This window comes from Variovorax ginsengisoli (assembly GCF_030486595.1).
In the GTDB taxonomy this organism is placed as follows: Bacteria; Pseudomonadota; Gammaproteobacteria; order Burkholderiales; family Burkholderiaceae_C; genus Variovorax; species Variovorax ginsengisoli_B.
Genome location: NZ_JAUJZH010000035.1, coordinates 55,586 through 80,854, shown reverse-complemented (window position 1 = coordinate 80,854; position 25,269 = coordinate 55,586). Strand labels below are relative to the sequence as shown.

24 protein-coding genes and 1 pseudogene are annotated in these 25,269 nt (G+C 69.1%); 9 read left to right on the top strand and 16 right to left on the bottom strand.

Annotation, left to right across the window (positions count from 1 at the left end; all coding sequences use genetic code 11):
* Nucleotides 1-104, top strand: a pseudogene (locus QZH52_RS33230) (IS5/IS1182 family transposase); the annotation flags it as partial.
* A gap of 10 nt (nt 105-114) precedes the next feature.
* Here the strand turns inward: QZH52_RS33230 and QZH52_RS33225 are convergent.
* Complete coding sequence (locus QZH52_RS33225; RefSeq protein ID WP_301815413.1) at nt 115-498, bottom strand: nuclear transport factor 2 family protein; 384 nt, start codon at nt 496-498, stop codon at nt 115-117.
* A 90-nt stretch (nt 499-588) separates the two neighbouring features.
* Nucleotides 589-1,449: an oxidoreductase gene (locus QZH52_RS33220; protein WP_286535969.1), complete on the bottom strand. Its 861-nt coding sequence runs from the start codon at nt 1,447-1,449 to the stop codon at nt 589-591.
* A 115-nt stretch (nt 1,450-1,564) separates the two neighbouring features.
* On the opposite strand from QZH52_RS33220, the gene QZH52_RS33215 reads away from it, so the two are divergent.
* Nucleotides 1,565-2,497 carry a LysR family transcriptional regulator gene (locus QZH52_RS33215; RefSeq protein ID WP_301815411.1) on the top strand — a complete coding sequence of 311 codons (933 nt, stop codon included), beginning with the start codon at nt 1,565-1,567 and terminating at the stop codon, nt 2,495-2,497.
* A 93-nt stretch (nt 2,498-2,590) separates the two neighbouring features.
* Nucleotides 2,591-3,511 (top strand): HAD family hydrolase, encoded by a 921-nt coding sequence (locus QZH52_RS33210; protein WP_301815410.1) that lies wholly within the window; start codon nt 2,591-2,593, stop codon nt 3,509-3,511.
* 14 nt (nt 3,512-3,525) lie between these two features.
* Here QZH52_RS33210 and QZH52_RS33205 read toward each other — a convergent pair whose 3' ends face one another.
* Nucleotides 3,526-4,068: a carboxymuconolactone decarboxylase family protein gene (locus QZH52_RS33205; protein ID WP_301815409.1), complete on the bottom strand. Its 543-nt coding sequence runs from the start codon at nt 4,066-4,068 to the stop codon at nt 3,526-3,528.
* A 70-nt stretch (nt 4,069-4,138) separates the two neighbouring features.
* Here QZH52_RS33205 and QZH52_RS33200 point away from each other — a divergent pair, with 70 nt between their 5' ends.
* The 5 genes from QZH52_RS33200 (at nt 4,139) to QZH52_RS33180 (ending at nt 9,337) form a co-directional block, all read left to right on the top strand.
* Nucleotides 4,139-4,462, top strand: coding sequence for a winged helix-turn-helix transcriptional regulator (locus QZH52_RS33200; RefSeq protein WP_301815408.1), 324 nt, complete (start codon nt 4,139-4,141; stop codon nt 4,460-4,462).
* 153 nt (nt 4,463-4,615) lie between these two features.
* Nucleotides 4,616-5,413, top strand: a complete 798-nt coding sequence (locus tag QZH52_RS33195) for a DUF2092 domain-containing protein (protein ID WP_301815407.1) — start codon at nt 4,616-4,618, stop codon at nt 5,411-5,413.
* A 12-nt stretch (nt 5,414-5,425) separates the two neighbouring features.
* Nucleotides 5,426-5,941 carry a hypothetical protein gene (locus QZH52_RS33190; protein ID WP_301815406.1) on the top strand — a complete coding sequence of 172 codons (516 nt, stop codon included), beginning with the start codon at nt 5,426-5,428 and terminating at the stop codon, nt 5,939-5,941.
* Nucleotides 5,942-5,970: 29 nt separating this feature from the next.
* Nucleotides 5,971-7,686, top strand: a complete 1,716-nt coding sequence (locus QZH52_RS33185; RefSeq protein ID WP_301815405.1) for a SulP family inorganic anion transporter — start codon at nt 5,971-5,973, stop codon at nt 7,684-7,686.
* A 7-nt stretch (nt 7,687-7,693) separates the two neighbouring features.
* Nucleotides 7,694-9,337 (top strand): mechanosensitive ion channel family protein, encoded by a 1,644-nt coding sequence (locus tag QZH52_RS33180; protein ID WP_301815404.1) that lies wholly within the window; start codon nt 7,694-7,696, stop codon nt 9,335-9,337.
* Nucleotides 9,338-9,361: 24 nt separating this feature from the next.
* Here the strand turns inward: QZH52_RS33180 and QZH52_RS33175 are convergent, their stop codons facing one another.
* The 8 genes from QZH52_RS33175 to QZH52_RS33140 all read right to left on the bottom strand — a co-directional run bounded on the left by QZH52_RS33175 (nt 9,362) and on the right by QZH52_RS33140 (nt 19,760).
* Complete coding sequence (locus tag QZH52_RS33175; protein WP_286535959.1) at nt 9,362-9,754, bottom strand: DUF4189 domain-containing protein; 393 nt, start codon at nt 9,752-9,754, stop codon at nt 9,362-9,364.
* A complete protein-coding gene (locus tag QZH52_RS33170; RefSeq protein ID WP_286519088.1) occupies nt 9,745-10,803 on the bottom strand; it encodes an adenylate/guanylate cyclase domain-containing protein in 1,059 nt (352 codons plus the stop codon). The genes QZH52_RS33175 and QZH52_RS33170 overlap by 10 nt, the downstream gene beginning before the upstream one ends.
* Nucleotides 10,796-11,140, bottom strand: coding sequence for an Hpt domain-containing protein (locus tag QZH52_RS33165; RefSeq protein WP_286535956.1), 345 nt, complete (start codon nt 11,138-11,140; stop codon nt 10,796-10,798). The genes QZH52_RS33170 and QZH52_RS33165 overlap by 8 nt, the downstream gene beginning before the upstream one ends.
* Nucleotides 11,137-15,852: a response regulator gene (locus QZH52_RS33160; protein WP_366919349.1), complete on the bottom strand. Its 4,716-nt coding sequence runs from the start codon at nt 15,850-15,852 to the stop codon at nt 11,137-11,139. Before QZH52_RS33160 ends, QZH52_RS33165 begins: the two co-directional genes overlap by 4 nt.
* Nucleotides 15,853-15,943: 91 nt before the next feature.
* Nucleotides 15,944-16,450 (bottom strand): hypothetical protein, encoded by a 507-nt coding sequence (locus QZH52_RS33155; RefSeq protein WP_286535953.1) that lies wholly within the window; start codon nt 16,448-16,450, stop codon nt 15,944-15,946.
* A gap of 83 nt (nt 16,451-16,533) precedes the next feature.
* The gene (locus tag QZH52_RS33150) at nt 16,534-17,535 is read right to left on the bottom strand and encodes a Bug family tripartite tricarboxylate transporter substrate binding protein (RefSeq protein ID WP_301815402.1); all 1,002 of its coding nucleotides are present in this window, start codon (nt 17,533-17,535) and stop codon (nt 16,534-16,536) included.
* 39 nt (nt 17,536-17,574) lie between these two features.
* Entirely contained in the window at nt 17,575-18,561 is a 987-nt protein-coding gene (locus QZH52_RS33145; protein WP_301815401.1) for a hydroxymethylglutaryl-CoA lyase, read from the bottom strand.
* Nucleotides 18,558-19,760 (bottom strand): CaiB/BaiF CoA transferase family protein, encoded by a 1,203-nt coding sequence (locus QZH52_RS33140; RefSeq protein ID WP_301815416.1) that lies wholly within the window; start codon nt 19,758-19,760, stop codon nt 18,558-18,560. The genes QZH52_RS33145 and QZH52_RS33140 overlap by 4 nt, the downstream gene beginning before the upstream one ends.
* A 91-nt stretch (nt 19,761-19,851) precedes the next feature.
* Here QZH52_RS33140 and QZH52_RS33135 point away from each other — a divergent pair, with 91 nt between their 5' ends.
* On the top strand, nt 19,852-20,763 hold the full coding sequence (locus QZH52_RS33135; protein ID WP_301815400.1) for a LysR family transcriptional regulator: 912 nt from the start codon (nt 19,852-19,854) through the stop codon (nt 20,761-20,763).
* 4 nt (nt 20,764-20,767) lie between these two features.
* Here the strand turns inward: QZH52_RS33135 and QZH52_RS33130 are convergent, their stop codons facing one another.
* The 5 genes from QZH52_RS33130 to QZH52_RS33110 are packed head-to-tail and all read right to left on the bottom strand — an operon-like array spanning nt 20,768 to nt 25,229.
* The gene (locus QZH52_RS33130) at nt 20,768-21,760 is read right to left on the bottom strand and encodes a Bug family tripartite tricarboxylate transporter substrate binding protein (RefSeq protein WP_301815399.1); all 993 of its coding nucleotides are present in this window, start codon (nt 21,758-21,760) and stop codon (nt 20,768-20,770) included.
* The gene (locus QZH52_RS33125; RefSeq protein ID WP_301815398.1) at nt 21,757-22,599 is read right to left on the bottom strand and encodes an ABC transporter ATP-binding protein; all 843 of its coding nucleotides are present in this window, start codon (nt 22,597-22,599) and stop codon (nt 21,757-21,759) included. Before QZH52_RS33125 ends, QZH52_RS33130 begins: the two co-directional genes overlap by 4 nt.
* A 4-nt stretch (nt 22,600-22,603) precedes the next feature.
* A complete protein-coding gene (locus QZH52_RS33120) occupies nt 22,604-23,383 on the bottom strand; it encodes an ABC transporter permease (protein WP_301815396.1) in 780 nt (259 codons plus the stop codon).
* Nucleotides 23,380-24,237, bottom strand: a complete 858-nt coding sequence (locus QZH52_RS33115) for an ABC transporter permease (RefSeq protein WP_301815395.1) — start codon at nt 24,235-24,237, stop codon at nt 23,380-23,382. The genes QZH52_RS33120 and QZH52_RS33115 overlap by 4 nt, the downstream gene beginning before the upstream one ends.
* 2 nt (nt 24,238-24,239) lie before the next feature.
* Entirely contained in the window at nt 24,240-25,229 is a 990-nt protein-coding gene (locus QZH52_RS33110) for an ABC transporter substrate-binding protein (RefSeq protein ID WP_301815394.1), read from the bottom strand.
* Nucleotides 25,230-25,269: the final 40 nt, after the last annotated feature.

The window sequence follows — 25,269 nt, the reverse complement described above, 5'->3', positions numbered from 1 at the left end:
GCTACGAGAAACTCGAGCGCAGCTTCGTCGCCCTCAACCACCTTGCCGCTGCCATCATTGCCTTCCGCAAGGTACCTGCCGACGTCAACATAATTTACGGATAAGTTCTAAGCGCTACGCCTTGGGCGGTGCCGGCGTCTCGGTGTGCATGGCGCACAGCCACTTGTCGCCGTCGCGCACCCAGGTCGACGAGTCGAGCATCTCCACGGTCGAGGTCTCCGATTGGCCCCTGGGCGCAGTCGTCTGCCGGACCCGGTAGACCAGGATGGCGGTGGTGTCGTTGGGACAGACCACCTCGACATCGCTGAGTTCGAAACCCTTCACCACCATCGATCCCTGCTCCGCCATCTTCCGATAGCCTGCGTGGTCGAATTGCATCGCGCCATGCGAACTCACCATCAGGGCAGGTTCGCACAGCAGCGACAGCGCGCTGTCGGTGTCCTGGTCCACCATGGATTGCCAGAACCGGGTCTCCAGATCGATCAGTGTCTTGCGCATGGCGGCACGCTCCTTCTTGAGGCTTGGGAAGCGAGTTCCATTCTCGAAGCGGTCCGGCGGTCGGGCGTCGGAAGGGTCGTGCTGTGGCGGTCAGTCGATTCCGACACGCCGGTCGAAGTCCGTGCCACGGCTCACCGATTCCCAGTCATCCATCTCCTTCAGCAGCGCCCGCGAATGCGCGCGGACCGCATCGACCGCATCGCCGCCGAGCTGCAGGCGCAGCGGCGTGCGTTCTGCGTTCAGCGCGCGTTCGATCGCGGCCGCCGCCTTGCGCGGATCGCCAGCTTGCGTCTCGTGCATCGCGTGGGCGAATTCACGCGTGCCGCCGACCACCGCCTGGTAGTCCTCGATGACCGGCATGTGCCGCATGCCGCTGCCGGCCAGTTGCGTGCGGAACTGTCCCGGCTCCACGATCAGCACCTTGATGCCGAAGGGCGCGACCTCCTGCGCCAGCGCCTCGGACACGCCTTCGATCGCGAACTTGGATGCCGAGTACGCACTGAAGCCGGCGAACGAGAGCTGCCCGCCGAGGCTGGAGATGTTGACGATCGCGCCCGCGCCTTGCGCTCGCAGAAAGGGCAGCGCGGCGCGCGTCACGGCCATGGCGCCGAAGAAGTTGGTGTCCATCAGCGCGCGCAGCTCGGCGTCCGATGTTTCCTCGAACGCGCCGACCACGCCGTAGCCCGCATTGTTGATGAGCACGTCGATGCGGCCGAAGCGGGCGATCGCCGCCTTGACCGCCTCTTCGGCGGCGCCATGCGCAGCGACGTCGAGCGTGGCAGCGAGGACGCGGTCCGGTGCGCGCGCGACCAGATCGGCGAGCCGGGCCGTGTCGCGTGCCGTCGCGACCACGTTGTGGCCCTGGGCGAGGGCATGTTCGGCGAACGCGCGTCCGAAACCCGACGACGCACCGGTGATGAACCAGGTGCTGGCTTGGGCGGAAGAGGTCATGGCGAAGTCCTTTCTTGGTGGCGGACCCATGCAGGGCATGGACGCGAGTGTTCCGCAATCGGCATTCATCGACTAGACCGATCAAATAGAAAGCACTGTGCGATACGATGCATGAATGGACCGGCAGCTCCTTCCGCATCTCGCCATCGTTCTCGCGGTGCACCGCCGACGCGGGTTCGCAGCGGCCGCGGGCGAGCTCGGCATGAGCGCATCGGCGGTCAGTCACGCGGTGAGGGCGGTCGAAGAGCAACTCGGCCAGCCGCTGTTCGCTCGCACCACGCGCAGCGTGCGGCTCACCGAGGCGGGCGAAGCCTTCCTCCACACACTCGCGCCGGCCATGGCCGAGATCGCGGATGCGGTGGACGGCTTCGGCGCCAGCTTCGGCCGGGTCGGCGGCGTGTTGCGCATCAACGCGCCGCACGTGGCGCTGCCGATGGCCGTCACGCCGCTGGTGGCCGAGATGTCGCGGCGGCATCCGGACGTGGAAGTCGAAGTGACCTCGGAAGACGGGCTGGCAGACATCGTGGCTGGCGGCTACGACGCTGGCGTGCGGCTCGGTCATACGGTCGCGCAGGACATGGTGGCCGTGCGGCTCACGCCACCCTTCAAGGCGATCGTGGTGGCTTCTCCGGCCTACCTGGCGTCAGCGGGCACGCCGCGCAACGTCGGCGCGCTTGCAAGGCACAACTGCATCGGGTTCCGTTTCGTGACATCGGGCGGCACCTATGCGTGGGACTTGCTCGACCGCAAGGCCCATGTGTCCGTGGAAGTGAAGGGCACGGTGCGCGTCACCAACGCGCTGTACGCCAGGGACCTTGCGCTGGCCGGCATCGGCATCGCCTACATCTTCGAGCCGCTGGTGCGCGCCGAGCTTGCCGATGGGCGGCTGCGGCAGGTCCTGCCGCAATCGGCGTTCGAGGAGCCGGGGCTGTTTCTCTACTTTCCCAGGCGGGCCGCGCAGGCGCCGAAGCTGCGCGCCTTCGTCGATCTCGCCAAGGATATGCTGGGGCTCGCCACGGCCGGTGCCCGCCCTGGCTCCAGAGAGTGACCGAATCCTTGCAGAATGCATGCACTGCCAGACCGTGGGCCTCCCCGGTGCGCCGCTCTCGCCAACCTGTCGTCAACCTGTAAGGAGCTTGTCATGCCGAGTGCAGAACTTTCGTCCTGGAACAACGGCCCGGCCAAGACGGCCATCCTCGACTTCGTGGCCAGGGTGACCTCGGAAGGCGGCCCGGACCATGTCCCGCCCGCCGATCGAATCGCGACCTTCGACAACGACGGCACCCTGTGGTGCGAGCAGCCGCTCCAGGTCCAGTTTTCTTTCGCCCAGCATCGACTGAACGACATGGTCGCGCGCGACCCGAGCCTCGCAGAGCGGCAGCCGTTCAAGGCCTATGTCGAGAAGGACATGGCCGCGATCAAGGCGGCCGGGATGCGCGGCCTCTTCGAGGTGGGGGCGGCCGTGCACGCGGGCATGACCGAGGAAGCCTTCGACCGGATGGCGCGGGACTGGCTCGCTGAAGCGAAGCATGCCGGCCTGGGCCGCTTGTTCACCGATCTCGTCTACGTCCCGCAGCTGGAACTCGTTGCGTACCTTCAGAAGCATGGCTTCCAGATCTTCATCGTGTCGGGCGGCGGCATCGACCTGATGCGCGCATTCTCGGAAGAGGTCTACAAGATTCCGCGGCACCATGTCATCGGTTCCAGCGTCAAGACGCGCTTCGAGATCCAGGACGGCATCGGGCAGCTCGTCAAGCTGCCGGAGCTGAACTCGTTCGACGACCGCGAGGTCAAGCCCTGCAACATCGGACTTCACATCGGACGCCGGCCGATCCTGGCGTTCGGAAATTCGGACGGCGACCTGGCGATGCTTCGCTACACGAAGACCGGGCCCGGGCCGCGGCTCGCATTGCTGCTGCATCACGACGACGGCACCCGCGAATTCGCGTACGACCGCGAGTTCCGATTGAGTCCACTGGCCGAGGCGCTCGACAACGCGCCGCAGTACGGCATCGACATCGTGAGCATGAAGCGAGACTGGGCCGAGGTCTTCGCTCCCTGACGACCGTGGTGGCGCTACGAGGCAAAGCCCGGCGTGCCCGGCTCGGCCGGCAGGCGCAGGGCATTCGTCAGGTAGCTGACCGTGCGATAGAAGCCGGCCAGCATCAGCAGTTCGAGAATCGCTTCATCGCTGAATGCCGACTGCAGCGACCGCCACAGCGCGTCGTCGACATCGCACTCGGCATGAAGCATGTCGCACAGCACGAGCAGCAGCCGGTCCTCGTCCGCCCAGCAGGCATCGTGCGCCTGCCCGGCGGCCAGCGAAGCGACCTGGGCTTCATCGAATCCGGCGTGCGATGCGAACAGCGCGATGTGGACGCCCCACTCGTATTCCGACTTGCACAGCGCGGTCGTCCGGGCAATGACGATTTCGCGCTGTCGCAAGCTGAGATGTCCGCGGTCGAGCAGCCCGCCGGCGAAGAATTTCTGGAACAGGCGAGGGTCCCTGGCGAGCGTGGTGAAGAGCCGCAGGGGCGGCTTGCCACGCATGAGGCCGTCGAGCGAAGCCTGGATGCCGGCCGCAAATGGCGGTTCCGCGGGAGCGATGCGAGCAGTCATGATCGACCTCGGGCGTCTGCTACAGTTTCTAAAGCATGCACTCTATCGAGGTTGCTTTGAAAAGTAAAGCATGACCCTTCCGAAGATCGGCGCGCCGGTGCGCGGCTCGAAGACCGGCCGCCCCATCATGGTGGCCCTGGACCTGCTGGGTCGACGCTCGACCCTGCGGATTCTCTGGGAGCTGCGTGCGCAGCAGCTGACATTCCGCGCGCTGCAGGAGGCCTGCGAGACCAACTCCAGCCTGTTGAACACCAGGCTGGCGGAACTGCGTTCGCTGGGTCTGGTCGCGCATGACGAGGGCGGCTACGGCCTGACCGACGAGGGACGCAAGTTGAGCGCGGCGCTCGCGCCTCTGAGCGATTGGGCGCGCCAGTGGAAGCCGGCGGCGGGTTGAGCCGCAAGCGCTGGACTTCCGTCGGCGCCGAGCCGCCGCCCCAAGAGCGGCACTGCACCAAAGTGCAGCTTTACTTGGACACTGGTCGTGTCTATTCTGGGTCCCGACGTCGCCGCGATCCGTCGCCCCTTTCACAGACCAGGAGAAGCAGACATGGTTCGAACACTACTGGCGACCAGCGTGCTGGCGCTGTCGCTCGGGGCAGCGGGCCTGCATGCGCAGCCCGCGCCCGCGCCCGCCGCGCCGGCACCCGCGGCCGCGGCCGCGGCCCAGCCGGCGGCCAATCCGGTCGATCCCGAGGCGATCCAGGCGCTCAAGGACATGGGCGCGCACCTGCAGTCGCTGAAGCGCTTCGAGGTCGAGATCGCGCTGACCGCCGAGCGGGTGCTGGCCGACGGCCAGAAGCTGCAGCACGCGGCGACCGCCGAACTCCAGGTCGCGCGGCCCAACAAGATGCGCGTGCGGATGTCGAGTCCGCGCTCGGTGCGCGAGCTCTTCTACGACGGCAAGACCGTGACCCTGTTCACGCCGGCGCTCAAGACCTATTCGCAGGCCGAGTTCAGCGATAACCTGGGCGTGCTGGTCGAAAAGCTCAAGCAGCGCTTCGGCATCGAGGTGCCTGCTGCCGACCTGTTCGTCTGGGGAACGCCGGAGGCGCCGTTCGACGCGATCCAGTCGGCCATGTTCGCCGGGCAGGACTTCGTGGACGAGGTGCTCTGCAACCACTACGCCTTCCGCCAGGGCGAGCTCGATTGGCAGATCTGGCTCACCGCGGGTGCCAACCCGCTGCCGCTCAAGCTCGTGATCACCAATCGCTCGGATGACGCCAGGCCGCAATCGGCCACGCTGTTCGACTGGAAGAAGAACCCGGGCTTCAAGGATTCGACCTTCAAGTTCGTGCCGCCCAAGGGGGCGACCGAGGCCAAGTTCGTTCCCCTGAAGACATCCTGAAGGAGCCGCGCCATGAAGCAAGCAGCAAGCAAGACTTTCTCGGCCCTTCTGAGCGTTCTGGTGGTCGCCGGCCTGGCCTGGGCGCCATCGGCCGGAGCCATCGGAGCCGGAGGAGGAGGGCGCGGCGGCGGCGGCGGCATGCATGCGGGGGGCGGCGGTGGCGGTGCCAATCGGGCGCAGGTCAGCAACCGCAGCGCGGACGTCCGCACCAACAATGTCCGTAACACCAGCGTCAACAACGTCAACGTCAACAACGTCAACCGCAACACCAACGTCGTCGTCGCGGGCGGCGGCGGCGGCGGCGGATGCCGCAACTGCGGCTGGGACAACGACTACCACCCGGTCGCCACCGCGGCCGCGGTCACCGCCACCGTCGCGGTGACCTCGGCGGTGGTCGGCTCGATGGTGCGCTCGGTCCCTGCCGGGTGCGTGCCGGTCAACTACGGCGGCATGGTCTACCAGCAATGCGGCACGGTCTGGTACCAGCCGCAGGGCGGGCAGTACGTGGTCATCAATCCGCCTTATTGAGCGCCGTCACCCGACCCCTCCGGGCGCCAATGAGCAATCCGACTTCGTCGACCCCGTCCTTGCTGTCGCGCCTGCTGCCGGTGCTGAACTGGGCGCCGCACTATCGCCGAGACTGGCTCGGCGCCGACCTGCTGGCCGGCGTCACGGTCGCGGCCTTCTGCATCCCCGAGAGCATGGCCTATGCCGGTCTCGCCGGACTGCCGCCGCAGGCCGGCCTCTATGGCAGCCTGCTCGCGGTCTTCGCGTATGCGATCTTCGGCACCTCGCGGCAGGCGGCCATCGGACCGACTTCGGCGCTGTCGATCCTGGTTGCGACCGGCCTGGCGGGGCTGTCCCTCAAGGACCCGGCGCGCTATGCCGAAATGGCGGCGCTGCTCGCGCTCATGGTCGGCGCCATCGCGGTCGTGGCGCGGGTGTTCCGGCTCGGCTTCCTGGTCAATTTCATTTCCGAGTCGGTGTTGACCGGGTTTTCGGCCGGCGCCGCGATCTACATCGCCACCACACAGCTCGGCAAGCTGTTCGGCATCGAGGGCGCGCACGGCGAGTTCGTCGACCGCATCGCCTATCTCTTCCAGCACCGGGGCGACACCAACCCGTGGTCGCTCGGCCTGGGCGTGGCCGTGATCGCCGTGCTGCTGGTCACCGAGAAGCTCGCGCCGCGCATTCCATGGGCGCTGGTGGTGGTGGCGGCGTCGATCCTGCTCATGATGTTTACCGGGCTCGGCGGCCACGGCATCAAGATCACCGGCGAGATACCGAGCGGACTGCCGCCGTACCGGCTGCCCTCGTTCACGCTGGCCGACGCGCAGGCGCTGCTGCCCACGGCCTTCGCGGTGTTCCTGCTGTCGTACGTCGAAGGCATGGGTGTGGTGCGCACCTTCGCGGCCAAGCACAAGTACCCGGCCGACGCCAACCAGGAACTGCTGGCGGTCGGTGCGGCCAACGTGGTCTGCGGCCTGGGTTCGTCGCTGCCGGTGGGCTGCAGCATGTCGCGTTCTGCGGTCAACGACCAGGCGGGCGCGAAGACGCCGCTGGCGGGCGCGATCTCGGGCCTGCTGCTGGCCGTGATCGTGCTGTTCTTCACCGGCGCCTTCACGCAGCTTCCCGAGCCGGTGCTGGCCGCGGTCGTGATGATCGCGGTCAAGGGGCTGGTCGACATTCCGGCGCTGCGGCGCCTGCTGCGGGTGAGTCCGCGCGAGTTCTGGATCGCCCTGGCCGCGATGGCCGGGGTGCTGCTGTTCGGCATGCTCGAAGGCGTGATGATCGGCACCGTGCTGTCGCTGCTGCTGCTGGTCTGGCGGGCCAGCAATCCGAGCACCGTGCTGCTCGGCCGCATTCCGGGCACCGAGCTCTACAGCGACCTGGCGCGCCATCCCGACAACGAGATCGAACCCGGCTCGCTGGTGTTTCGCGTCAATGCGGGCCTCTTCTATGCCAACGCGCCCAACGTCAAGGCCGACCTGATGGAGGCGATCGGGCAACAGGGCAAGGCGGTGCGGCTGGTGGTGATCGATCTCTCGTCGTCGCCCTACGTGGACGTGGCCGCCGCCGACATGCTGGCCGAATGCCACGAGGAACTGGCGGGCCAGGGCATTACGCTCCGGGTGTCGAACATGAACGGCGAGGTGCGCGACATGATGCGCCGCGACGGGCTCGACAAGGTGTTCGGCGACCTGGGCCCGGCACAGAGCGTGGAGTCGATCGTCGGGCAGTGGAAGAAGGCCGGGGCCCGCGCAAGCCAGTGATGCCGGCATGAGACGCGTCCCGGTCCTGGTACTCGCCGCCCTGTGGGCCCTGCTCCTGCTCGCCGCCCCGGCGATCGCCCTGGCGCAGCCCGCAGCCGCCCCGGCCGCCAAGGCGGCACCCAGGGATGCGGCCGATGTGGTGGTGCTCAGCCGGCGCGTCGTCACCCTGCGCGGCGACTTCCTGGGCGTGTCGGCGTCGGAACGCGCCCGCCGGGCCGAGCGGACCATCGACGACCTGCTGGCCAAGGGGGGCCCGGACCTCGTGACGGTGCAGCAGGTGCCTCAGGGCGCCGTGCTCATGATCGATGGCGGCTTCGCCCTGATCCTCACGCCGGAGGACCTCGACCGCGGCACCGGCGAGTCCTTCGAATCGTTCACGCACTCGGCGCAGCAAGCCCTGACACGCGCCATTGCAGAAACCCGCGAGGCCCGCGACCGCAGGCAGTTGCTGCGCGCGCTCGCCGAGACGGCGATCGCGACGCTGGTCTTCGCGCTGGGGCTCTGGGCCATCTGGCGCCTGCGCAACGCGATGGCCTCGCGTGCGGCCGATCTGCTGGAATCGAAGACCGCCGGTCTGCAGCTGGACGGGACGCCGATCCTGCATTCGTCGCGGCTGGCCGCCATGGCGCAATACCTGGTGCGCGCACTCATCTGGCTGGTGCTGGCCGTGATGGCCTACGAATGGCTGGTGTTCGCCCTGAAGCGCTTCGCCTACACCCGGCCCTGGGGCGAACAGCTGGGCGCGTTCCTGATCGGCATCGCGCGCGACATCGGCCGCAACGTGCTGGGCGCCTTGCCGGACCTGGCCGTCGCGGTCGTCATCTTCCTGCTGGCGCGCGGCGCGGTGGCCGCCTTCAGGCCGCTGTTCGACCGGGTCGAGCGCGGCCGCGCCACCCTGGGCTGGATCGATCGCGACCTGGCCGGGCCGACCCGGCGGATCTTCGCCGTGCTGGTCTGGCTGTTCGCCATCGCCATGGCCTATCCGTACCTGCCGGGCGCCCAGAGCGACGCCTTCAGGGGCATCTCGGTGCTGCTCGGCCTGATGGTGACCCTGGGCGGCTCCAGCCTGGTCGGCCAGGCCGCCAGCGGCCTGATCCTGATGTACTCGCGCACCATCCGCGTCGGCGAATACGTGCGCATCAACGAGCAGGAGGGCACGGTGACGGAGGTGGGCACCTTCACGACCAAGATCCGCACCGGGCTGGGCGAGGAGGTCAGCATGCCGAACTCGGTGATCATGGCCTCGACCACCAAGAATTACTCGCGCACGGTCGAGGGGCGCGGCTATGTGCTGGACACGGTCGTGACGATCGGCTACGACACGCCCTGGCGCCAGGTCGAGGCGATGCTGGTCGAAGCGGCCAGGCGCACCGGCGGCGTGCTGGCGTCGCCGCCGCCGCAGATCTTCAAGACCGCGCTGTCCGACTTCTACGTGGAGTACCGGCTGGTCTGCCAGGCCGTGCCCGAACGCCCGCGGCCGCGCGCCGAGGCGCTGAACGCCTTGCACGCCCATGTGCTCGATGTCTTCAACGAATCCGGCGTGCAGATCATGTCTCCGCACTACGTGCAAGACCCGGCGGCCGACAAGGTGGTGCCGCGCGCCAATTGGTACGCGCCGCCGGCGCGCGAACCCGAAGGCGGCCCGCCGTAGCGCCGGCGTTCGCTGCGCCGGCGCTCAGCGCCCCGAGCAGACGCTGGTCACGACCTTGCAGGGCTCGGTCGGCAGCAGGCCCTCGCATTGCGCGATCGCGGCCTTGCCCGCGGCGCTCGTCGTGGCGGCGCTGGCCGCGCCCCATTCGCCGAAGTTGCCGGTCGCCAGCGCGCCGCAGGAGCGGTCGAACGAGACGCGCACATCGCAGCTGCCCGCGCGGCCCGCCATGCGATCGCACTGGGCGCGCGCCGCGCGTTCGGCGGCGTCGCGGGACGCGTGGTTGAAGGCGTAGCCGTACGCCCCCGGCCTGGACGCGATCGCGCCCCAGCTGGCTGGCGGGCCGGCGTCCGCGGGCGTGGCGGCGACGGCCGCCGACAGGCAGCCATGCAGCAGCGCGAGCGCGACGATCAGGCGCACGGTGCGGGCCGGCCGGCGACGGCGTACACCTCGACCGGCAGCGCCTTGCCGCGCAGCGCGACCGCGCCCAGCAGGTCGACCGGAATGCGCCCGCCCAGGGCGGCGCAGGTCGCCGGGTCGATGAGGATCGTGCGTTGCGCCAGCTTGGTGTGCTCCTCGAGCCGGGCGGCGAGGTTCACCGTGTCGCCGATGCAGGTGTAGGTGGCGCGCTTCTGCGTGCCGGTGTAGCCCGCCACCAGCTCGCCGGTGGCAATACCGACGCCGATGCGGATCGCGGGCTTGTCGACCGCGAGGCGCCGGGTGTTGAGGAGTTCGACCCGCTCGACCATCTCGAGGGCCGCGCGCACCGCGGCCACGCCATGGTCGGTCATGGGCAGCGGGGCGCCGAAGATCGCCATCAGGCCGTCGCCGATCATCTGGTTGACGACTCCGCCATGGTCGTTGATGGCGTCGAACATCAGCGCGTAGTAGGCGTTCAGCAGCTCGATCGTCTCCTCGGGGGGCTGCGACTCGACCAGCGCGGTGAAGCCGCGGATGTCGGAGAACATCACCGAGCCCCGCACATGCCGCCCGCCGAGCGCGAAGCCGGATTGTTCGAGGTCCTGCGCCACCTCGGAGGTGGCGAAGCGCCGCACCAGTTCCTTCTGCTGGTCGCGCAGCCGCTTCTTCTCGAGGCTGGCGCCGATGCGGGCCTTGAGCAGCACCGCGTTCACCGGCTTGGGCAGGTAGTCCTCGGCGCCGAGCTCGATGCAGCGCACGATGTTGTCGAGCCCCTCCAGCGACGAGGTCACGATCACCGGCAGGTCGCGCAGCTTGGGATCGGCGGTGAGCTGCTCCAGCACCTGGAAGCCGTCCATCTCGGGCATCTCGATATCGAGCAGCAGCAGGTCGAAGGGCTCGCGCCGCAGCATGTCGAGCGCGATCCGGCCGTTCTCGGCGCAGCTGACGCTGTGGCCCTGAAGTTCGAGGCCCCGGGTGAGCAGGAGGCGGTTGACCTTGTTGTCGTCGGCGACCAGCAGGCGGGCCAGGGGAGGGTCGGGTTCAGCCACGGCAGAGCGCCTCCAGCGCCCGGGCCACCCGGGCGTACTCGGCCTCGAGCGGACCGAGCGCATTCGGCTGGAGGGCGGCGGCGTCGAGTCCGCCAAGCTCGAGTTCGCGCGCCAGCGCGGCGAGCGCCAGCGCGCCGAAGGTGAGGCTGTTCGACTTCAGGGAATGCGCCGCCCGGCGGAAGGCGTCGGCCTGGCCCGCCGCGAGCGACTCCCGCAGCTCCGACAGCATCGCCGGCGCCTCCTCGAGAAAGGTCTGCACCAGTTCCTTGACGAAGTCGGCCCCCGCGCTTTCCTGCAGCTCGGCGAAGGTGGCAGCGTCGATCGTCGCATCGCTCATGTCGTTCGGTCCTTTCGTGGCGGCACGCTGTTCAGTGCCTCGACCAGCCGATCGACGCGGATCGGCTTGGCCAGGTAGTCGTCCATGCCCGCGGCCATGCACATTTCGCGGTCGCCCTGCATGGCGTTGGCCGTCATCGCGACGATCCGGGGTCGTTGCGTGCCCGGCAGCAGTTCGCAGATCTGCCGGGTCGCATCCAGGCCGTCGAGTTCGGGCATCTGTACATCCATCAGCACCACATCGTAAGCCTGGCGCTGCACCGACTCGACGGCCTCGATGCCGTTGGCGGCCAGGTCGGCCCGGTAGCCCATCTGCTGCAGCAGGCGCAGCGCGAGCTTCTGGTTCACCGCGTTGTCCTCGGCCAGCAGGATGCGCAGCGGATGACGCGCCGCCATCGACGGATCGATCTGCGGCTTGAGGGCGCCGCCGTCCGTAGGCCGGGCGGCCGATTCAGGCGCCAGCAGGCCGATCAGGGTGTCGAACAGGTGCGACTGCCGGATCGGCTTGCCGAGGTAGGCGTCGAACAGGGATTCGGCCTCGCCCGCATCGCGCCGGCCGAGGGAGCTGAACAGCACCAGCGGCAGGGTCGGGCGGGTCGCCCGCACACGTCGCGCCAGCGCGATGCCGTCCATGCCGGGCATGTGCATGTCGAGCACCGCCAGGTCGAAGGGCTCGGCTTGCTCGATCCAGTGCAGGGCCTCGAGGGGCGATTCGGTGGCGCGCGCGGCCATGCCCCATTTGTCGACCTGCGCCGCCAGCACGCGGCGGTTGGTCGCGTTGTCGTCCACCACCAGCACGCGCCGGCCCTGCAGTTCGGGCTGCACGCCGAGGAAGTCGCGGTGCCGGCTGGGCGGCAGCGGCGCCACCGGCACCTCGATGCTGAAATGGAAGGTCGAGCCCGTGCCCAGCCCGCCGCTCTCGGCCCACATGCGGCCGCCCATCATCTCGGCCAGCCGCTTGCTGATGGCCAGGCCGAGGCCGGTGCCGCCGTACTTGCGGGTGGTGCTGGAGTCGGCCTGCGAGAACGACTGGAACAGCCGGCCCATGCCCTGCGGCGAGAGGCCGATGCCGGTGTCGCGCACCGCGAAGGTCAGCGCGACCCGGCCGCCCGGCCGGGCGTCGGCGCCGACCGTCACCACCACCTCGCCGGCCTCGGTGAACTTCACCGCGTTGCTCAGCAGGTTCAGCAGGATCTGCCGCAGCCGCGGCAGGTCGCCGCTCACTGCGGCGGGCACCTCGCCTTCGAAGACATAGGCCGTGTCGAGGTCCTTCTCGGTCGCCCGGGTGCTGACCAGGTCGAGCGCCGACTCCACGCAATCGCGCAGGTCGAAGGGATGGGCCTCGATGTCCATCCGGCCGGCCTCGATCTTCGAGTAGTCGAGGATGTCGTTGATGATGGTCAGGAGTGCATCGCCCGAGTCCCGGATGGTCGAGACGTAGTCCTGCTGCTCGGCATCGAGCGCGGTGTCGAGCAGCAGCCCGCTCATGCCGATGACGGCATTCATGGGGGTGCGGATCTCGTGGCTCATGGTCGCCAGGAAGGCGCTCTTGGCCTCGTTGGCGGCCTCGGCCGCGGCCCGCGCTTCCTTGGTCTCGGCGAACATGCGCGCGTTCTGGATCGCGATCACGGCCTGGTCGGCGAAGGTCTTCAGCAGCTTGATCTCCTTCGGGTCGAACGGGCCCGGGGGCTGCCGCGTGACGTGGATCGAGCCGATGTTGTGCCCCTCCCAGATCAGCGGGGCGATCATGATCGCGTAGGTGCCGACTGTTTCGGCCAGCTCGCGCATGAAGCGAGGCAGGTGCGGCTCCGCCAGCACGTCCGGAATATGAAGCACCGCGAGCGCCTCCTGCGACACCGCGACCGGGATCGGGTCGATCGGCCGCGGATAGTACTTCTCGAGGGCTTCGCGGGCCGAGCCGCGGTGGGCCCCCAGGTGCACCAGCCCGTCGCTGCCGATCAGCGAGATGCCCATCTGCGAGCCGGAGAACAGGCGCTGGCAGCTGTCGAGGATCTTGTCGAACACCGGCTGTGCGTTCTCCATCGAACTGCTGATGACCTGAAGCACCTCGGACATGGCGGTCTGCCGCTCCAGGGTCGCCTGCATCTCGTCGAACAGGCGGGCGTTCTCGAGCGCCAGGCCCATGCTCGCCGCCACGGTCTCGAGCAACCGGATGGCGTGGCTCCCGAAGGCATGTTCGCGCTCGTGGTCCTGCATGCCGAGGATGCCCAGCACCCGGTCGCTGCCGATGATCGGCACCGCCACGATCGAATGCGCCCAGTCGGTCCCCGGGGCCGGCACGAATCCGGCGCGGGTCTGTTCCTCGCGTGAGTTCGCCACGACGGGCCGGCGGGTGCGCAGGATCCGCTCGGCCGGGCCGTCCGGCTTCAGGGGCCGCGCCGGCGGCAGCGGCAGCGGCCGGTTGTGCTCGTAGCGATAGAGCGCCTGCATCAGCCCGGTCTTGTCGTCCCACCACAGGATGTTGATGTCGCCGGAGTCGAACACTTCGCGCAGCTTGTCGCCGACCATGCGGACGATGGCCTGGAACTCCAGCCTGGCGGCCATGCCCTGCTGGATGCTGTTGATCAGCGCGAGTTCGCCGGCGCGCTGTGCGAGCTCGGCCGTGCGCTCGGCCAACTGGACCCGCAGCGCTTCGTCGCCGGCCGCCGGCGCCGGGCCGAGCCGCTCCCAGAGGAAGCGGTAGGCCAGCGCCTTCAGGGTCGCCGCCTGCGCGTTGGTGGCGGCGCCGCCGTGGCCACCCTCGATGTTCTCGTAGTAGCTCACGTCCTTGCCGGCCTCGATCATCGCCGCCGCCATCTTGCGCGCATGGGCCGGGTGCACGCGGTCGTCGCGGGTCGAGGTGGTGAACAGCACCGGGGGGTAGTCACGCCCCGGATCGAACAGGTGGTAGGGCGAGAAGCTGCGGATGAATTCCCACTGCGCCGGGTCGTCGGGGTCGCCGTACTCCGCCATCCAGGAGGCGCCGGCCAGCAGGTGCGTGTAGCGCCGCATGTCGAGCAGCGGGACCTCGATCACCACGGCGCCGAACAGCGCCGGGTAGCGGGTCAGCATCATGCCGGCGAGCAGCCCGCCGTTGGAGCCGCCCTGGGCGCCGAGATGCCGGGGGGAGGTGACCCCGCGCGCCACCAGGTCCTTGGCCACCGAGGAGAAATCCTCGTAGGCGCGATGGCGGTTCTGCCGCAGCGCGGCCTGGTGCCAGCGCGGCCCGTATTCGCCGCCGCCGCGGATGTTCGCCACCACGTAGACGCCGCCCAGGTCCAGCCACGCGCGCCCGAGGGCGCCCGAATAGCCCGGGGTCAGCGAGATCTCGAAGCCGCCGTAGCCGTAGAGCAGCGTCGGCGCCGTGCCGTCGAACATCAGGTCGGCCCGGCGCACCATGAAATAGGGCACGCGGGTGCCGTCGTCGGAATTGGCGAAGCGCTGCTCCACCACCAGGCCCGTGGCGTCGAAGAAGGCCGGCATGGCCTTGAGCAGTTCGGGCGGCTGCCCCACCGTGGCCAGCGAGAGAGTCGAGGGCGTGAGGTAGTCGGTCGCGCTCAGCCAGATCTGGTCGCTGGCGTCGCGGTCGACCGCCCAGGCGTGCACGCTGCCGATGGGCGGGGCGCCGATGAATTCGCTGCGGGTCCACGGCCCGCTGCCGCTGGCCGGCGGCGTCAGCACGTGCAGGCGGTTCTTCACGTCGTCGAGCACGTTGACCACGAGGTGGCTGCGGGTCCAGGTCGCGGCCGCCAGCGAGCGCGTCGGGCCGGGCTCGAAGAGGACCTCGAAATCGCGCTCGCCGCGCATGAAGCGCTCGAGCCGGGTCGCCAGCAGGGCGCCGGCGGGGTGGCTGCGGCCGCCGACCTCCCAGGGGTCGCGCAATTCGACCAGCAGCCATTCGCGCTGGATGCTCGGCTGGGCCGACAGCGGCACGTCGACCTTCAGCAACCGGTCGCCCTCGGCCAGCAGGAACAGCTCCGCGCTGTAGAAGGCCAGCGACCGGGACACGAAGTCGCGCTCGAAGCCGGGTGTGTGGGACCGCCAGGCCGAGATGTACATGTCGTCGGCCAGGCCTTCGTACACCGCGGGGGCGGCCTCCAGCGGCGTACCGCGGGCCCAGCGCCGGGCGACCCGGGGATAGCCCGAGGCGGTCGACGCCGACTCGCCGAGGGTGGTGAAGGCATAGACCGTGTCGTCGTCGATCCAGGCCAGGCCGCCCTTGGATTCGGGCCGGAAGAAGCCGCCTTCCGTGGGCGTCACGAAGGCCTTGGCGACCAGGTCGAACTCGCGCGTGACGTCGGCATCGGCGCCGCCGCGCGACAGGCTCAGGAGCGCCTTGCGGTACGCGGGGCGCAGCACGGACGCACCGTGCCAGACCCATTGCACGCCCTCGGCGGCGGCGAGGGCGTCGAGGTCGAGCACGGTTTCCCAGGCCGGGTCGGCGCCCCGGTACTCGGCCATCGTGGTGCGCCGCCACAGGCCGAGCGGGTGGTCGGCGTCCTTCCAGAAGTTGTAGTAGAGCTCGCCGATCTTGGCGACCTCGGCGATCCTGGCGTCGGAGTCGAGCACGGCCTGTATCGAGGCCTGGGTGCGGGCGAATGCCGGCGTCGCGGCCAGGGTGCCCAGGGTCCGGGCATTTTGCTCGCGGACCCAGCCCAGGGCGTCGGCGCCCTCGACCTCTTCGAGCCAGAGACGCGGGTCGGCGGGGGTCATGGATTCGGGCATGGCCGAAGTATCTCCGCGCCGACGGCAAGCCGTCCACCGGACCGGGCGACCGGCCTTGCGATGGACTGCGCGGCGACGGCTACCAGCGCCAGCGCTCGAACTCCAGGTCGTCGCCCACGTTGTAGTGGTCGACCAGCCCCGTGGGATCGACGTAGATATAGAGGAACCGCCGGTTGTTGATGTGCAGGTAGCGCCACGACCAGACCGTGCCGTCGAAGGAGGTCACGCGCGTCTGCTGGTAGGGCGGTCCGTAGGTGAAGAGCACGTCGGGAATGCGCCATTGGCCGGGCCGGATCGTGTTGCCGAACAGGCCCTCGTCGAGTTCCTGGCGCACCGACTGGACGCGGCCCGCCGCGTCCAGGTCGACATTGCTGACCTGGAAGCCGGCCGGGCCGCGCGAATACTGCAGCCGCTCGCCGCCGGTGAAGCGGTAGGTGGCGGTCGGCGGGCCCAGTTGCTGGAGCACCGCGTCCCGGGGCGTGCCCAGCTGGACCCGCGACGGGTCGCTGGCGCAGCCGGCCAGCAGGCCGCCGAGCAGCACGGCCGCGGCGGCGGCGTTCAATGGAAATCGGGCGAGAGATCGCATGGTGTTTCGAGTGTCGGCGAGGCCGGGCGTTCCGGCTGTGGGACGAGCCGCCGCCCGGCTGTCCGCGAGCCGCCCGGCGCCGCTCAATCCGCCTCGATCTTCGCCGCCTTGACGACCTCCGTCCAGCGCGCGGTCTCGGATTTCACCAGCGCGTCCATCTGCTGCGGATTCAGGTAGTCGGCCGTTGCACCCTGTTCCTGGGCCTTCTGCCTGAAGGCGGGCGTGGACACGATCCGGGCGATCTCCGCCGTCAGCTTGTCGATGATCGGCTTGGGTGTCCTGGCCGGAGCGAAGACCGCGAACCACGAGGTGGCGTCGAGATTCGGCAGGCCGGCTTCGGCGGTCGTCGGCACGTCGGGCAGGCTGGGCAGACGGGTCTTGCCGGTGGTCGCCAGCACCCGCAGCTTGCCCGACTGGATGTGCGGCACGAAGGGCGGCGCGGTGCCGAAGGTGATGTCGACCTGGCCGCCCAGCAGGTCCTGCAGCGCCGGGCCGGTGCCCTTGTACGGGATGTGGGTCAGCTGGATGCCGGCCTGCTGCTCGAGCATCGCGCCGGTCGCATGCTGCAGCGAGCCGTTGCCCGACGAGGCGTAGTTGATCTTCCCCGGATGCGCCTTGGCGTAGGCCACCAGCTCGGCCATGGTCTTGAAGGGGAGGTCGGCGCGCACCACCACGATCTGCGGCGCCGACAGCACGTTGGCCACCGGCGTGAAGTCCTTCGCCTCCCATTGCGGCGCCTGCTTGCTGACCAGCGGCGTGATGACGTGGTAGCCCGAGTACTGCATCAGCAGCGTGTAGCCGTCGGGCTCGGCGCGCTTCACTGCGCCCGCGGCGATGACGCCGTTGGCGCCGCCCTTGTTGTCGACCACCACAGTCTGGCCGAGCGCGGCGCCCAGCGGGACGCCGAGCATGCGCGCGGCGATGTCGGTGGTGCCCCCGGCCGCCGTCGGCACGAGCAGCATCACCGGCCGGCTCGGGTAGCCGGCGGGCGCCTGCGCGTGGAGGGCCGGGGCGACGCCCAAGGCGGCGATGCCGAGCGCGGCCAGGCCGAGGGCGCGGCGCGAGAGGGTGTGAGCGGGTTTCATGGAAGTCTCCTGTCGTCGTTCTAAGAAAAAAATGGGTCTTCAGGCGTCGCGCGCCAGCGCCCGGTCGCGCCAAAGCGCGAAATCCGGCGGCGGTGCGTGCAGGTCGAGCCGGCGGCCGGCCTTGGCGATCTGGCTCGGGATCTCGTGGCCGATCAGGCCCGGCAGCCTGGCGGCGGCCTGCAGCAACAGCGCCAGGTCGCAGCCGGTGTCGAAGTCCATCAGTTCGAGGGCATGCACGATCTCCTCGGTGCACACGTTGCCGCTCGCGCCCGGCGCGTAGGGGCAGCCGCCGAGGCCGCCGAGCGAGGCGTCGAAGCGGTCGGCGCCGGCGTCCAGCGAGGCCAGCACGTTCGCCAGGCCCATGCCGCGCGTGTTGTGGAAGTGCAGCGTCAGTTCGGCGGCCGGCAGGCGCTGGCGGAACAGCCCGACGATGCGCGACACCTGGCTCGGGAATGCCATGCCGGTGGTGTCGCACAGCGTGATGCCGCGGGCGCCGGCGGCCATGAAGCGCCCGGCCCATTCGAGCACCACGGCCGGGTCGATGTCGCCCTCCATCGGGCAGCCGAACACGCACGAGAGCGAGACGTTGACCGGCACCCCGGCCTGCCGCGCCAGCCCGATCACTCCCGAGAGCGCAGCGAACGACTGGGCCCGCGTCATCCGCAGGTTGGCCAGGTTGTGGGTCTCGCTGCACGACATCACGAGGTTGAGTTCGTCGGCGCGCGCCTCGATCGCCCGCTCGGCGCCGCGCAGGTTCGGCACCAGGCAGGTGTAGACCACGCCGGGTGCGCGGGCGATCTCGCGCAGCACGATCTCGGCGTCGCGCAGCGCCGGGATGGCCTGCGGCGAGACGAAGGCGGTGGCCTCGATCTTGGCGAGGCCGGCGGCCGACAGCGCATCGATCAGGGCGATCTTGTCGGCGGTGGGCACGAAGGCCGATTCCATCTGCAGGCCGTCGCGCGGGCCGACTTCCTGCATGTGGACGCGGCGGCGTGCGCCCGTCCAGGGTGTGCTCGATGCGGTCATGCAATGGCTCCTTTCGAGCGCAGCAGGGCGATCTGCTCGGCCGTCAGGCCGGCTTCGCGCAGCACGGCATCGGTGTCGTCGCCCAGCCGCGGCGCCGACGAGCGCACGCTGCCGGGCGTGCCCGACAGCTTGGGCACGATGCCGGGCACGTCGACCGCGTGGCCGTCGCGCGTGACCTGGCGCAGGATCATGTCGCGCGCCCGGTAGTGCGGGTCTTCGTGGATGTCCTTGGCGGTGTAGACCCGGCCCGCCGGGACCCTGGCCGCGCCGAGCAGCCGAAGCACCTCGTCGATAGTGCGCGACAGGGTCCAGGCGCCGATCGCGGCGTCGAGCTCGTCGACCCGCGCCACCCGGCCGGCGTTGCCTTGCAGGTCGGGTGCTGACGCCAGGTCGGGGCGGCCCACGACTTCCATGAGGCGGCGGAAGATGCTGTCGCCGTTGCCGGCGACCAGCACGTAGCCGTCGGCGCAGCGGTAGGCGTTGGACGGCGCGATGCCCGGCAGCGCGCTGCCGGCCGCCTCGCGCACCGCACCGAAGGCGCTGTACTCGGGCAGCAGGCTTTCCATCACGTTGAAGACCGCCTCGTGCAGCGCCACGTCGATGACCTGGCCCGGGCCGCCATGCACCTTGCGGTGGTAGAGCGCCAGCAGCACGCCGATGGTGCCGTGCAGCGCCGCCAGCGTGTCGCCGATCGAGACGCCCACCCGCACTGGCACCCGCCCGGGCTCGCCGGTGAGATGGCGCAGCCCGCCCATCGCTTCGCCGATGGCGCCGAAGCCGGGCAGGTCGCGGTAGGGCCCGGTCTGGCCGTAGCCCGAGATGCGCAACATCACGAGCCCGGGGTTGATCCGGCGCAGGTCGTCCCAGCCCAGGCCCCAGCCCTCGAGCGTGCCGGGCCGGAAGTTCTCGATCAGTACGTCGGCCTCGGCGATCAGCCGGCGCGCGATCTCCTGGCCTTCGGCGGCGCGCAGGTCGATCGCCACCGAGCGCTTGTTGCGCGACTGCACCTGCCACCAGACCGAGGTGCCGTCCTGCAGCAGGCGCCAGTTGCGCAGCGGGTCGCCGCTGCCCGGCGCCTCGATCTTCACGACTTCGGCGCCGAATTCGCCGAGCGTCTTGCCGCAGAAGGGACCGGCGATCAGCTGGCCCATCTCGACCACCTTGAGGCCGGCGAGGGCGGTGTTGGAATCAGGGTTCATGGCGCGGATCATGGCTGGCCGCGGGAGGGCCGCAAAGCGTTCATTGGCGAGGTTGCCATCGCGGATCGCGATGGTGCTCAAATAGCCCTCCATGAAACTGGATCCTGTCTCGTTGCGCCTCTTCGTCGCGGTCATGGAAGAGGGCACCATCGCGGCCGCCGCGCTGCGCGAGCACCTGGCGCCGGCGGCCGTGAGCAAGCGCATCAGCGAGCTCGAGGCAGCGCTCGACACGGTGCTGTTCCAGCGCAGCAACAAGGGGGCGCAAGCCACCGCGGCCGCGCATGCGCTGCTGGGGCTCGCGCGCGGCGTGCTCTACGGCCTGGACGACATCGCCGAGCAGATGGCGGGCTACGCCAGCGGGCTGCGCGGCCACGTGCGGGTGTTCGCCAACATCTCGGCCATCACGCAGTTTCTGCCCGACGACCTGCGCAGCTTCATGGCGGCTGCCCCGCTGGTGCAGGTGCATCTGCAGGAACGCATCAGCTCGGCCATCGCGCGGGCCGTGGCCGACAGCACGGCCGACATCGGCATCCTCAACGCGGGCGCCTACGGCGAGCCGCTGGCCATGCTGCCGTACCGCGAGGACGAACTGGTGCTGATCGTGCCGCGCGCGCATCCGCTGGCGCGGCGCAAGAAGGCGAGCTTCCGCGAGGCGCTGGCGCATGAATTCGTCGGCGCCCATCCGGGCAGCGCGGTCAACAACCAGCTGCACCGGGCAGCGGCGGAGATCGGCCTGCCGCTGCGGCTGCGCATCCAGGTCAGCGGCTACGACGCGATGTCGTTGATGGTGGCCGCCGGCATGGGCATCGGCATCCTGCCGCGCCGGAGTGCGCGGCTGTATCTGGCGTCGCTCGACATCCGCGCCGTCGCGCTCGACGAGCCCTGGGTGCGCCGGCAGCTGGTGGTGTGCGTGCGCTCGCTGGAGGCGCTGTCGCCGGCGGCGCGCAGCCTGGTGGAGCACCTTTGCGCGGGGGCTTCGCCGGGCCGCGTGCCCGCGCCGTGACGAGCTATTCCGGCGCGATCTTCGCCTGCCGCACGTAGGCACCCCAACGATCGTAGTCGCGCTTCACGACCTGGGCGAACTGCGCTGGCGTTTCGTCGACCGGGTCGAAGGCCATGGTGACCAAGGCCTCCTGGAAGGTCTTCGTGCGTGTCGCCGCACGGACACCGGCATAGAGCGGCTGCAGCACGGCATCGCCCATCTTCGCCGGTCCGAAGAGTCCGTTCCAGCCACGGATCTCGAAGCCGGGCAGCCCGAGTTCGAGCAAGGTGGGCGTGTCGGGCATCAGGCTGCGCCGCTTTTCACCGGCGCTGCCGAGAATCCGCAGGCGGCCGTCCTTGGCATACTGCACCGCGGTGGAAGGCGAGTCGAACATCAGCTGCACCCGTCCGGCCAGCAGGTCCTTGAGCGCGTCGGCGCTGCCCTTGTAGGGAATATGGACGAGGTCGATGCCCGTCGCTTGCCGTAGCACTTCGCCGTAGATGTGCGATACGGTGCCGGTGCCGAAGGACGCATACGAGAGCGTCCCCGGATGGGCCTTGCCGTAGGCGACGAGTTCGCTCACCGTCTTCACGGGCAGCGCCGGCGTCATCACGAGGACCACGCCGCCGGCGGTGGTCTGCGCGATCGGTGTGAAGTCCTTCAGCGCGTCGTATTGAACGGACTTCAGGGTGTGCGGATTCTGGGAGACCACACCGTCCGAGATGTACATCAACGTATGGCCGTCCGGCTCGGCGCGCGCGACCTCCACGGCGCCGATACCGCCGCTGGCGCCAGGCTTGTTCTCGACGATGACCGGGGTGCCGAGCGACTTCGACATCTCCAGCGCCAGCACGCGCGCCTGCGTGTCGGTCGGACCGCCCGGCGCGAAGCCGACGATGATGCGGATCGCCTTGCCGGGCTTCGGGAAGGCCGGTGCCTGCGCCCAGGTGCTCGCGGCACCTGGCAACGTCGACAGGGCGGCAACCCCCATCGTGCGCAGCAGCGCGCGGCGCTTCATGCGGCGACCTTCTTCGCCTTGGCGGCCTGGATGCCCTGATAGACACGCGTTCGCAGTTCCGCGAAGCCGGGTTCGACCCGGGTCAGCGCCTGCGTGCGCGGCCCGGCGATGTCGATGGGCACGTCATCGAGCACCCGAGTCGGTGACGACGACAGCACCAGGACCCGCTGGCCGAGGTACACGGCCTCGTCGATGTCGTGGGTGACGAAGATCACGGTCAGGTCGAGCTCGCTCCACAGGCGCAGCATGAGGTCTTCGAGGTCGGCGCGCGTCTGCGCATCGACCGCGGCGAAAGGCTCGTCGAGCACCATCACCTTGGGCTGGTAGGCGACGGCGCGCGCGATCGCGACGCGCTGCTGCATGCCGCCCGACAGTTGCCACGGATACGAATCGCCGACGCCCGCGAGCGCCACGGCCTCCAGCGCTGCATCGACCATGCGCCTGCGCTGGTCCTTGGGCACCTTGCGCTCGCGCAGGGGCAGCTCGACGTTCTCGCGCACCGTCTTCCACGGGAACAGGCTGCGGCCGTATTCCTGGAACACGATGGCCATCTCCTCGGGCGGCGATGTCACGTCGTGCCCGTTCACGCGGATGGTGCCGCGCGTCGGCGCCAGCAGGCCCGACAGGCACTTCAGCAAGGTGGTCTTGCCGGCCCCCGAGGGGCCGACGATGCAGGTGAAGTCGCCATGCCGCACCTCGAAGCTCAGGTCGCCGATGGCTTCGACGCGCCGCTCCTTCGATTCGTAGACCTTGTTGAGATGCTGGACCGACACCACCGGCGCGGCGGGAGCGCCGGAGGAGCCGACTTCGAGTTGCGGGTTGTTCATGACAGCGCTCATGGCTTCAGCTCTTTCTTTCGAGATTGCGCATTCCGTAGTACCAGCCGAGCACGTGGTGCTCGAACAGCCTGAAGGCCATCGACAGCCCGAAGCCGAAGAGGCCGAGCATCAGCACGCCGCTCCACATCTGCGGAATCTCGTAGCTGCGCTGGAAGTAGATGATGGCCGAGCCCAGCCCGTCGAGCGCCGCGAACATCTCGCTGATGACCATCAGCACGATGCCGATCGACAGCCCTAGACGCATGCCGACGATGATCTGGGGCGACGCCGCCGGCAGGATGAAGTGCCAGAGTCGCGCCAGGCCCTTGATCTGGTAGGTGCGACAGGTGTCATCGAGCACCGAGTCGACCGCCTTGACGCCTTCGACCGTGTTGAGCAGGATCGGCCAGATCGCGCCCGCCACGATGACGGTGATCTTCATCGCGTCGCCGAAGCCCATGCTCATGATCAGCAGAGGGATCATGGCGACGGGCGGCACCGCACGGAAGAACTCCAGCACCGGCTCGGCCGCGCGGCGAACGCCGGCGTGGCTGCCGATGACGATGCCGATGGCCGTACCCAGGAGGCTGGCGATCAGGTAGCCCGCCATCAGCCGCTGGAAGCTCGGAACGACGTCGGAGAAGAAGCGCGGCCCGAGCCACAGGCCGTTGAACTTTTCGAGCACGGCGGCGAGTGGCGGGAAGTAGAAGTTGGTCGAGTCGGCGCTCAGCGCATAGAGCAGGGCGAAGAGGATCAGCGGCAGCGCCAGCTCGACCACCAACTTGCGCAGGAAGGACGGGATCATCGCGCACCCCCGGTATTGCGCACGCTCGGATGCCATTGAAGCAGGCGACGCTCCAGCAGCCGCGCCGCCAAGTTGATGGCCACCCCCATCAGGCCCGCCACCAGCACATAGGCGTAGGCCTCGGCTGTGGCGTTGGAAGCCTGCGCCACCACGATGCCGCGACCGACGCCCTGGCTGCCGATGACCATCTCTGCCGTCACTGCCAGCACCAGCGCCATGGCGGCGGCGAGCCTCAAGCCGGTGAACAGGTAGGGCAGCAGGGTCGGCCAGGCCACGTGGCGCACATAGCCGAAGCGGCTGAAACGGAAGGTGCGCGCGGTGTCGCGCGCCACGCTGTCGATGTCGTTCAGGCCGTAGAGCATCTGCAGCAGGACCTGCCAGAAGGCCGCGTAGGTGATGAGCACGACGCCCGACTGGTAGCGCGCACCGAACAGCAGGATCACGCCCGGAATCAGCGCGACCGATGGAATCGGCCGCAAGAACTCGATGGTCGAATGCGTGTACTTGCGAGCACCTGGCGTGAGTCCGATGGCCAGACCGATGAGCACGCCGGCAATGGCCGCAATGGCCAGTCCCAGCACGCAGGTGCGAATGGTGCTGGCGACGAAGCCCCAGAATTCCTCGGTCGTCACGAGCACCGACAGGCGCCCCAGGACGACCGACAGCGGCGGGAAGAAGTCGCGGCTGAGCCAGCCCGCGCGCGGTGCGATCTCCCACAAAGATGCGAGCAACAAGATACCGGTCATGCTGCCCAGCCAACGCTTGCTCGCGGCCGTGTCGAAGGCGCGATTGCGAGCAGCCGGCGTCATTCGCGGCACCGCGTCGTTCCCTGCCAGTCCGTTGCTCGCGGCCACGATCACTTGCCTTCGGTCCAGACCACGACGTCGTACGCGGCGGGCTTGCTGAGCATGCCGAACTCGTTGCCGGTCTTGGAGAACATCTCGACGGACTCGCGCGGGACGTCGGTCAGGTAGCGCGGCAGGATCAGCTTGGCCGCCACATCGGGACCGAGCTTGGTGAACTTGGGCAGTTGCTTGCGCACTTCGTCCGGATGGCTCTGCGCGTAGTCGAGCGATTCGTTGATGGCGGCTCGAATCTTCTTGAACAGCTCGGGATTGGCCTTGATCTGCGGCTCGCTCGTGAAGTACGACGAGGTCAGCATGCTCTTGGTCGACATCGACTGGTAAGGCGAAGCGATCGGCGGAAAACCGGCTGCGATCGCCGCGGTGCCGAAAGGTTCGGCGCCGACCATCGCATCGATCTTCCCGGCCTGCAGCGCGGCGAGTGCTTCCGCGAAACCCAGTTCGATGAAGCGCACCTTGGCCGGGTCGCCGCCGTCGGCCTTCACGGCCGCCTTGCCGAGCATCTGCAGCAGGCCGTTGAGCGCGTTCACGCTGACCGTCTTGCCTTCGAGATCCTTGGCCGACTTGATGCCGCTTTGCGGACCGGCGTGGATCATCGTCACGTCGGCGCCCTTCACGCCGGTCGAACTCGAGCCGGCCGCGATGATCTTGAGCGGCAGGCCTTTGTCGCGTGCCTGCAGAACATTGACCAGCGCGGTGAAGCCGAAGTGGTATTCACCACTCATGACGGACGGTACGGCGCCGGTCGATGCCACGTTGGCCTTGAGTTGCAGGCCGTGCTTTTTCCAGATGCCGACCTCCTCTCCGAGGTAGAGCGCCGCCACGTCGGTCACGGGCACGAAGCCGGCATTGACGGTGGTGAGCGCGGGTGCGGCCTGCGCCATGGCCGGTGAAGCCGACATCAGGCCGGCACCGGCGACCATGGCGCCAGCGGCGAGGGCCGCGACGGCGACGAAGGTTCTGCGAAAGAGCTTGCTTTTCATGGAGAGTGTCCTCGGTGGGGGCTGGGTCGGCTCAATGGAA

Bases quoted from the DNA above. Each gene is read 5' to 3' on its own strand.
- QZH52_RS33225 (WP_301815413.1), bottom strand. From the start codon at position 498: ATGCGCAAGACACTGATCGATCTGGAGACCCGGTTCTGGCAATCCATG.
- QZH52_RS33220 (WP_286535969.1), bottom strand. From the start codon at position 1,449: ATGACCTCTTCCGCCCAAGCCAGCACCTGGTTCATCACCGGTGCGTCG.
- QZH52_RS33215 (WP_301815411.1), top strand. From the start codon at position 1,565: ATGGACCGGCAGCTCCTTCCGCATCTCGCCATCGTTCTCGCGGTGCAC.
- QZH52_RS33210 (WP_301815410.1), top strand. From the start codon at position 2,591: ATGCCGAGTGCAGAACTTTCGTCCTGGAACAACGGCCCGGCCAAGACG.
- QZH52_RS33205 (WP_301815409.1), bottom strand. From the start codon at position 4,068: ATGACTGCTCGCATCGCTCCCGCGGAACCGCCATTTGCGGCCGGCATC.
- QZH52_RS33200 (WP_301815408.1), top strand. From the start codon at position 4,139: ATGACCCTTCCGAAGATCGGCGCGCCGGTGCGCGGCTCGAAGACCGGC.
- QZH52_RS33195 (WP_301815407.1), top strand. From the start codon at position 4,616: ATGGTTCGAACACTACTGGCGACCAGCGTGCTGGCGCTGTCGCTCGGG.
- QZH52_RS33190 (WP_301815406.1), top strand. From the start codon at position 5,426: ATGAAGCAAGCAGCAAGCAAGACTTTCTCGGCCCTTCTGAGCGTTCTG.
- QZH52_RS33185 (WP_301815405.1), top strand. From the start codon at position 5,971: ATGAGCAATCCGACTTCGTCGACCCCGTCCTTGCTGTCGCGCCTGCTG.
- QZH52_RS33180 (WP_301815404.1), top strand. From the start codon at position 7,694: ATGAGACGCGTCCCGGTCCTGGTACTCGCCGCCCTGTGGGCCCTGCTC.
- QZH52_RS33165 (WP_286535956.1), bottom strand. From the start codon at position 11,140: ATGAGCGATGCGACGATCGACGCTGCCACCTTCGCCGAGCTGCAGGAA.
- QZH52_RS33160 (WP_366919349.1), bottom strand. From the start codon at position 15,852: ATGACCCCCGCCGACCCGCGTCTCTGGCTCGAAGAGGTCGAGGGCGCC.
- QZH52_RS33155 (WP_286535953.1), bottom strand. From the start codon at position 16,450: ATGCGATCTCTCGCCCGATTTCCATTGAACGCCGCCGCCGCGGCCGTG.
- QZH52_RS33150 (WP_301815402.1), bottom strand. From the start codon at position 17,535: ATGAAACCCGCTCACACCCTCTCGCGCCGCGCCCTCGGCCTGGCCGCG.
- QZH52_RS33145 (WP_301815401.1), bottom strand. From the start codon at position 18,561: ATGACCGCATCGAGCACACCCTGGACGGGCGCACGCCGCCGCGTCCAC.
- QZH52_RS33140 (WP_301815416.1), bottom strand. From the start codon at position 19,760: ATGAACCCTGATTCCAACACCGCCCTCGCCGGCCTCAAGGTGGTCGAG.
- QZH52_RS33135 (WP_301815400.1), top strand. From the start codon at position 19,852: ATGAAACTGGATCCTGTCTCGTTGCGCCTCTTCGTCGCGGTCATGGAA.
- QZH52_RS33130 (WP_301815399.1), bottom strand. From the start codon at position 21,760: ATGAAGCGCCGCGCGCTGCTGCGCACGATGGGGGTTGCCGCCCTGTCG.
- QZH52_RS33125 (WP_301815398.1), bottom strand. From the start codon at position 22,599: ATGAGCGCTGTCATGAACAACCCGCAACTCGAAGTCGGCTCCTCCGGC.
- QZH52_RS33120 (WP_301815396.1), bottom strand. From the start codon at position 23,383: ATGATCCCGTCCTTCCTGCGCAAGTTGGTGGTCGAGCTGGCGCTGCCG.
- QZH52_RS33110 (WP_301815394.1), bottom strand. From the start codon at position 25,229: ATGAAAAGCAAGCTCTTTCGCAGAACCTTCGTCGCCGTCGCGGCCCTC.